General features: G+C 40.2%; 8 protein-coding genes. 6 read left to right on the forward strand and 2 right to left on the reverse strand.

Annotated elements, in window-relative coordinates; genetic code table 11:
- Together AB1488_04340 and AB1488_04345 are read left to right on the forward strand one after the other, a co-directional pair.
- A partial coding sequence (locus AB1488_04340; protein MEW6409326.1) for an ABC transporter permease occupies window positions 1-928 on the forward strand: 928 nt, incomplete at its 5' end.
- Window positions 929-950: 22 nt separating this feature from the next.
- On the forward strand, window positions 951-1790 hold the full coding sequence (locus AB1488_04345) for an ABC transporter permease (GenBank protein MEW6409327.1): 840 nt from the start codon (window positions 951-953) through the stop codon (window positions 1788-1790).
- On the opposite strand, the gene AB1488_04350 is transcribed toward AB1488_04345, so the two are convergent.
- Both AB1488_04350 and AB1488_04355 read right to left on the reverse strand, forming a co-directional pair.
- On the reverse strand, window positions 1787-2695 hold the full coding sequence (locus tag AB1488_04350; GenBank protein ID MEW6409328.1) for a peptidylprolyl isomerase: 909 nt from the start codon (window positions 2693-2695) through the stop codon (window positions 1787-1789). The two genes, AB1488_04345 and AB1488_04350, sit on opposite strands and share 4 nt — an antisense overlap.
- 13 nt (window positions 2696-2708) lie before the next feature.
- Window positions 2709-3518, reverse strand: coding sequence for a TonB family protein (locus tag AB1488_04355; protein ID MEW6409329.1), 810 nt, complete (start codon window positions 3516-3518; stop codon window positions 2709-2711).
- 112 nt (window positions 3519-3630) lie between these two features.
- Between AB1488_04355 and AB1488_04360 the strand changes: the two genes are divergently transcribed.
- The 4 genes from AB1488_04360 to AB1488_04375 all read left to right on the forward strand — a co-directional run.
- Window positions 3631-4605: a polyprenyl synthetase family protein gene (locus tag AB1488_04360; protein MEW6409330.1), complete on the forward strand. Its 975-nt coding sequence runs from the start codon at window positions 3631-3633 to the stop codon at window positions 4603-4605.
- A 5-nt stretch (window positions 4606-4610) separates the two neighbouring features.
- Complete coding sequence (gene amrA, locus AB1488_04365; GenBank protein ID MEW6409331.1) at window positions 4611-5120, forward strand: AmmeMemoRadiSam system protein A; 510 nt, start codon at window positions 4611-4613, stop codon at window positions 5118-5120.
- On the forward strand, window positions 5120-5359 hold the full coding sequence (locus AB1488_04370) for a hypothetical protein (protein ID MEW6409332.1): 240 nt from the start codon (window positions 5120-5122) through the stop codon (window positions 5357-5359). Before amrA ends, AB1488_04370 begins: the two co-directional genes overlap by 1 nt.
- Window positions 5360-5417: 58 nt before the next feature.
- A partial coding sequence (locus AB1488_04375; protein MEW6409333.1) for a DUF1015 domain-containing protein occupies window positions 5418-6475 on the forward strand: 1058 nt, incomplete at its 3' end.

Genomic DNA, 6475 nt, shown 5'->3' on the forward strand with positions numbered 1-6475 from the left:
TTTTTTTATGATTCCATATCTTCTAAGACGCATTCTGACATTTATACCAACCCTTATAGGAATTACACTCATAACCTTCTTTCTGATGAAGGCAATACCCGGAGACCCTGTATTCGGGATAGTCGGTGAACGGGCTGACCCTGAAACAATTGAACGGATACGGAAAGAGATTGGAGGAGAGAAGGGTCTTATCTTACAGTACGTCGGTTACATGAGTCTGCTCATTCAGGGTGAGCTTGGAAGATCGTATTATACAAATCAGAAGGTTAGTAAAGAGATTTTTGAAAAATTTCCAAATACAATGAAATTGGCACTTGCCGCAATGTTATTTGCATTATTGATCGGGATTCTATCAGGGATTATGGGAGCAACAAGAAAAGGAGAATTTATTGATAAGATACTCTCAATGCTTGCTGCAGGAAGTATTTCGATCCCTGTATTCTGGCTCGGACTTATATTGATGTTGATATTTGGTCTATACCTGCACTGGTTTCCACCATCAGGGACAGGTGGTCTGATTTATATCTTCCTGCCCGCACTCACCTTAGGAATACACTCCTCAGGCACTATCGCAAGGATAACACGGTCATCCTTCCTTGAGGTTCTTGGTGAACAATATATAACAACTGCAAGAGCAAAAGGTATCAGAGAAGGCGCTATTATATTCAGACATGCCTTAAAGAATGCATTAATACCGATAATTACCATTGTGGGACTTGATTTCGGCAGCTATCTCAATGGCGCAGTTCTCACCGAGACGATATTCGGGTGGGATGGTTTTGGTAGATATGCAATGGAGGGTATCATTAAGAGGGATTATCCCGTAATTATGGGAACGGTTCTCACTGGCTCTATCGCCTTTGTCTTTATTAATTTTATAGTAGATGTGGCGTATTTCTATATAGACCCGAGGATAAAAAAACAGTGAAAATGCATAGCGAAGGTGTAAAGTGAAAAGCAGGATTAAAAAAGAGGTTTTATACAACCCAGTTTCTATAGTCATTGTAATTATTGTTATCGTTACTCTGTTATCCCCTTACCTTGCTCCTTATGATCCATTGCAGATAGACCTTGATAGCATCAGTCAGCCACCGAGTACAAAACATATCTTCGGAACTGATAATAAGGGCAGGGACATCCTGAGCAGGGTGCTCTATGGTGCTCGTATATCGATAGTTATAGGAATAGCAGTTACAGCCATTTCGGTGATTATAGGGCTTATATTCGGAGTCATCTCTGGGTATTCTGGTGGGAGGCTCGGGACAATGATGGTAGCACTGATAGACCTTTCATTGTCTTTTCCTGCACTGCTTCTCGCAATAGGTATCAGCGTGGTAATGCCTCCAGGAGCCGCCACCGTAGTAATTGCACTCGTTGCTGTAGGCTGGGCGTCTTTTGCGAGGCTTGTAAGAGGGATGGTAATCTCCTTAAAAGAAGCGCAGTATATTGAAGCAGCGAGGGCATCTGGAGCCTCAACGGTGAGGATACTGATACATCATACACTTCCACAGTGTATACCGCTTGTTATTGTTACAGGTAGTCTCAGGATAGGTGGTTTTATACTCGCAGAATCTGCTTTAAGTTTTTTAGGGATCGGGATACAACCACCAACACCCACATGGGGCTCTATGGTAAGCCTTAACCGTATATACATATATTCTGCACCGTGGATGGTAATATTCCCGGGACTGGCTATAACTATTACTGTCGTTGCCTTTAACCTGTTTGGAGATAAACTGAGAGATCTTATAGATCCGAAAAGTGATACCACAAAAAAATCAATAAACTAATCCCACCTTTGCTCAATAAACGCCTTTTTCCTGAGACCCCTTATCCACTCATTATACCTCTTCTCATATGTCTTCTGAAGAAGTATCTCCTTAATCTTATTCGAGACCTCAGATAAGGATTGTTGTCTGTTACCTTTTGTCTCCTCAACCTTAATGATATGAACACCATTTTCTGTGAATACAGGTTCGCTTACTTCACCTGATTTGAGCGAAAAGACAATCGATTCGAGCTCAGGAGACATCTGTCCCTTCTTCAGGAATCCTATATCTCCACCAGCCTTTGCAGATGCCTCGTCAGAGGAATACACCTTTGCGAGGTCTGCAAAGGCTACACCTTCCTTTAATTTCTTCATTATGTCCCTCACAACGCCTCTTACTGCAATGGGGTTATTTTTGTCTATCCTCAAAAATATATGCCTTACCCTTGATTCTTCAGGTAAAGTGAAATCTTTAAGGTGTTCTCTATAGTAATCAGAGATATCCTTATCAGTAACCACAATTTTTGATCTTACTTCTGTCTCGACTATCCTTCCTATCGTAAGCTGATCCTTGAGATTAGCCTTATACTCTTCAAGAGTAACCCCTTCTTTCGCCAGTAGACTCATAAATCCTGTATCGTCAATGTTATTCTTCCTCTTTATATCCTCAATCGCATCTTTAAGTTCATCATCTGTTGTCTTAATACCAAGCTTTTTCGCTTCCTGAAGTATCAGTCTTTTCTCTATCAGGTCATTGAGAGCATCTCTCCTTATATTCTGTGAACTATACACAGCATTTATCTTCTGAACCTCGCTAAGGGTAATAATATCTCCATTGACAACGGCTACTATCCTGTCTATTATTACTGACGATGCTGAGGCAGTTGTGAAAAGAAAGAGGAAACAAAATACTAATGGGTGTTTCATAATAGAATCCTCCCTATCTCAGATAAAGATTGCCAAGATAGTATATAAAGTGCCCTGTTATGGTTAATTCATTCTCCTTCCAGCTATCAGGGAGGGGCCAGAAGGGATTAGAGTCATTTAAAGCCTTTAATGCAGCCTCATCAAGTGATTTATATCCCGATGAACGGAGTAGCAAAACCTCACCAAGGGCTCCATCCTTCAGTATTGAGAACCTTATATACAGGTCACCATCGATACCCTTTATCTTTGCATCATCCGGATATTTCCATGCGTACTCTATCCTGTATTTAAGCTTTTGAAGATATGAGAGATATTTGAACTCATCTGTATCTAATGTTATATCTCTTTTGCTTTCTTCAGGTTTTGCAGGAGGGGTGTATTTCTTTGCTAAGCGTTCTATATCATTTTTAGTCACAAGAGGAAGTTTCTCTATCCATTTTTTAGGAGACGTCAGATCACTGAATGGTTTCTGTGACTCCTGTTGAGTCCCCAAAAGGTCCTGTGATTCTTTGGGGTGCCCCTCTTTCCTTGCAGAAATATCCTCATTCCTCTGAGGAGAAAGTAGAGAAGCATCAGCAAGAGACTGTTTTTTATCTGCTCTATGTTTAGATGTCGGAGACTTATCTCTAAGTTCGGGAAGGACAGGGTACCGTGGCAGAATATCCTCCTTGGGTAACAAAGACGAAGGGATATCTACTATACGAACATCAATCGGCTTGAATCTTATATCCTGATTGATATTAACCTGCATGATCCCTAACAGTGTAAGATGGACAAAAAACGAGATTGCAATGTAATGTTTAAATCTTATTTTTTCCATCATTATAAATTATGCCATACCGTCCCCCAAAAAAATCTTGTTGATTTTTGGGGATCTCCGTTCCCATGTAAGACTTGACATTAATATAGCCTCATTATATCATAAAAACATTAAAATGACGATAAAAGATGTCTGGGGACAATATGGCGAAGAACTGCACAGGGTAGAATTACAGATACAGGAAAATCTGAAATCTGATGTATCCCTTATAAAAACAGTGGGCAGGCATATCCTTCAGAGTGGAGGTAAGAGGTTAAGACCACTCCTTGTTATACTCAGCTCAAAACTCTGTGGATATAAAGGCGAATCCGACTCCCTCCTTGCAAGTATCGTTGAGTTTATCCACACCGCCTCTTTACTCCATGATGATGTAGTTGATGGAGCGAGATTTAGAAGAGGCAAACCTGTAGCACATTCGGTATGGGGAAATCAAACGAGTATACTCGTAGGTGATTATTTGTATTCAAAAGCGCTGAATCTGGCTGTCAATATGAAGAATCAGCGCATTATGGATACACTGTCAGAGACAACAATGGCAATGAGCGAAGGTGAAGTATTCCAGCTCATGAAGTTAAGTGATCCCGATATTTCAGAGGAAGACTACCTGAATATTATTAAGGCAAAAACAGCACTTCTTATGTCTGCATCTTGCAGAATCGGTGCTATAATCTCAAAGGTTAATTCTTTTCTGGAAGAAGCAATAGCAGGTTATGGTTTTTATTTAGGAATGGCATTCCAGCTTGCAGACGACATCCTCGATTACAAGGCTGATGAGACGAAGCTTGGTAAGTCTCTCGGTAAGGATATAGAGGAAGGAAAGATTACCCTTCCTCTTATTTGTCTCCTTCGAAATGGAACTCAGAAAGAGATAAAAACGATAAAGGATATTATTACTTCAGAAAAGTTTAACAAGAACGCCCTCAGGTATATTATCAGATTGATGGAAAGATACAGATGCCTGCATTACTCATTTAATATGGCTAAGGGGTTCATCGAGCAGGCAAAAGAACAGATTAGTATCTTTGATCGGTGCGACGCCAAAGATTCCCTTTTTGCCATTGCAGACTATGTGATCTCAAGAGAAAGATAGCGCCTATGCACCTATTAGTCAAACTTGCAAAAGATACGATAGAAAGATACATCAAGGATGGAATAATTACAAGCCCACCCGAAGAACTTACAGAAGAAATGAAGGAAAAGGCAGGTGTCTTTGTGTCTTTAAAGAAGCATGGTTCATTAAGGGGATGTATTGGGACATTTGCACCGACCATGCAATCAGTAGCAGAAGAAATTATACAAAATGCTATAAGCGCAGCCACAAAGGACCCGAGATTCCTTCCTGTGCAGGAGGATGAACTGGATGAACTGACATACTCTGTGGATGTATTATCCACACCAGAGAAAATCTCAAGCCATGCAGAGCTCGACCCAAAGAGATATGGGATTATTGTAAAAAAAGGCTGGAAAAGAGGACTCCTTCTGCCTGACCTCGAAGGAGTTAATACAGTAGAAGAACAGCTTTATATTGCTAAACAAAAAGCTGGCATCCATCCTGATGAAGAAGATGTAGAGTTATACAGATTTGAGGTAAAGAGGTATAGATAATGGGAATCGAGGAAGATTTGAGGCAGAGTGAGAAACACTCAGGAGGAAGAGGCATTCTCATAACACTGGTAATCCTGTTAGCCCTCCTTGTGATTACAGGTGCATTTTATATAAAAAGGCTGAGTTACGAACGAGATACACTACAGACAGAGATGATACGCATACAGAAAGAAAACGAGGCACTCAAAGGGAGAATTGAAGGGCTGAGAATGGAGATTGAGGAGGGAAAGAAAAAGTAAACCCCACACCCCGCCCTGAAGGGCGAGGCATTATTAGAGGGTGCGGGGTAAATTAAGGATGGCAAAGATTATTCCATTTAGAGGAGTACTCTATAACAAAGATAAAGTTGGTGACCTTAATATGGTTATGGCGCCACCTTATGATGTAATAGAGTCCGATGAGCTTAAGACTCTATATAAAAAGAGCATCTACAACATTATCCATATAGATCTCGGAGAAAAATACAGTAGCGACAATGATTCAGATAATAGGTACACAAGGGCTTCTGCACTTATTGAACAATGGCTGAAGGAAGGGATATTAATAAGGGATGATACCCCTTCAATCTATGTATACGAGATGGAATATTTCATTAATAACGAGAGAAAACTTCTCAGTGGATTTATACCACTTGTCAGACTTGAAGAATACAGTTCAGGGATTATACTACCGCATGAAAATACCCTCCCGGATCATAAATCTGATCGTTACAATCTACTGAAGGCATGCAGGTCTAATATCAGTCTTATATTCTCGTTCTATTCAAGCCCTGAGAAAATAGCTTCACAGATAATAGATGATGTGAGGGGTAAATTACCCCCCATAATAGAGGTATCAGACAGAGACAATACTATCCACAGGCTCTGGGGAATACATGAACAAAAGGATATTAATGAGATTATACGGGAGATAGAAAAGAGGAGAATCTATATAGCCGATGGGCACCACCGCTACGAAACAGCATTGGAGTTTTCTAAGAAAATGAGAAACATATACGACGATAATAAAGATGCACCATACAACTGGGTGGCGATGTTCCTAACAAATATAGATAATGGTGATCCAACGATACTTCCACCACACAGACTTCTCAGACTTGAGAACGGTATAGAGATAGAAAAAGTACTCGAAGAAAACTTTGATATAAGGAGATTAAGTTCTACAGGTGAAAACGAATACCTTAAGATGAAAGAACTATTTGAAAAGATGAATAGTCACAGAGACGATTATGCATTCGGGATATTCATAAGGGGAAGAAATGAATATCTCTTGATAGTCTTGAAAAATCAGGACATCCTTAGAGGAAGAGACCTGGTAGAAAGGCTCGATGTCTCTGTGCTTCAGGAATTAGTAAT

It is taken from the genome of Nitrospirota bacterium (genome assembly GCA_040756155.1).
Lineage (GTDB): Bacteria > Nitrospirota > Thermodesulfovibrionia > JACRGW01 > JBFLZU01 > JBFLZU01.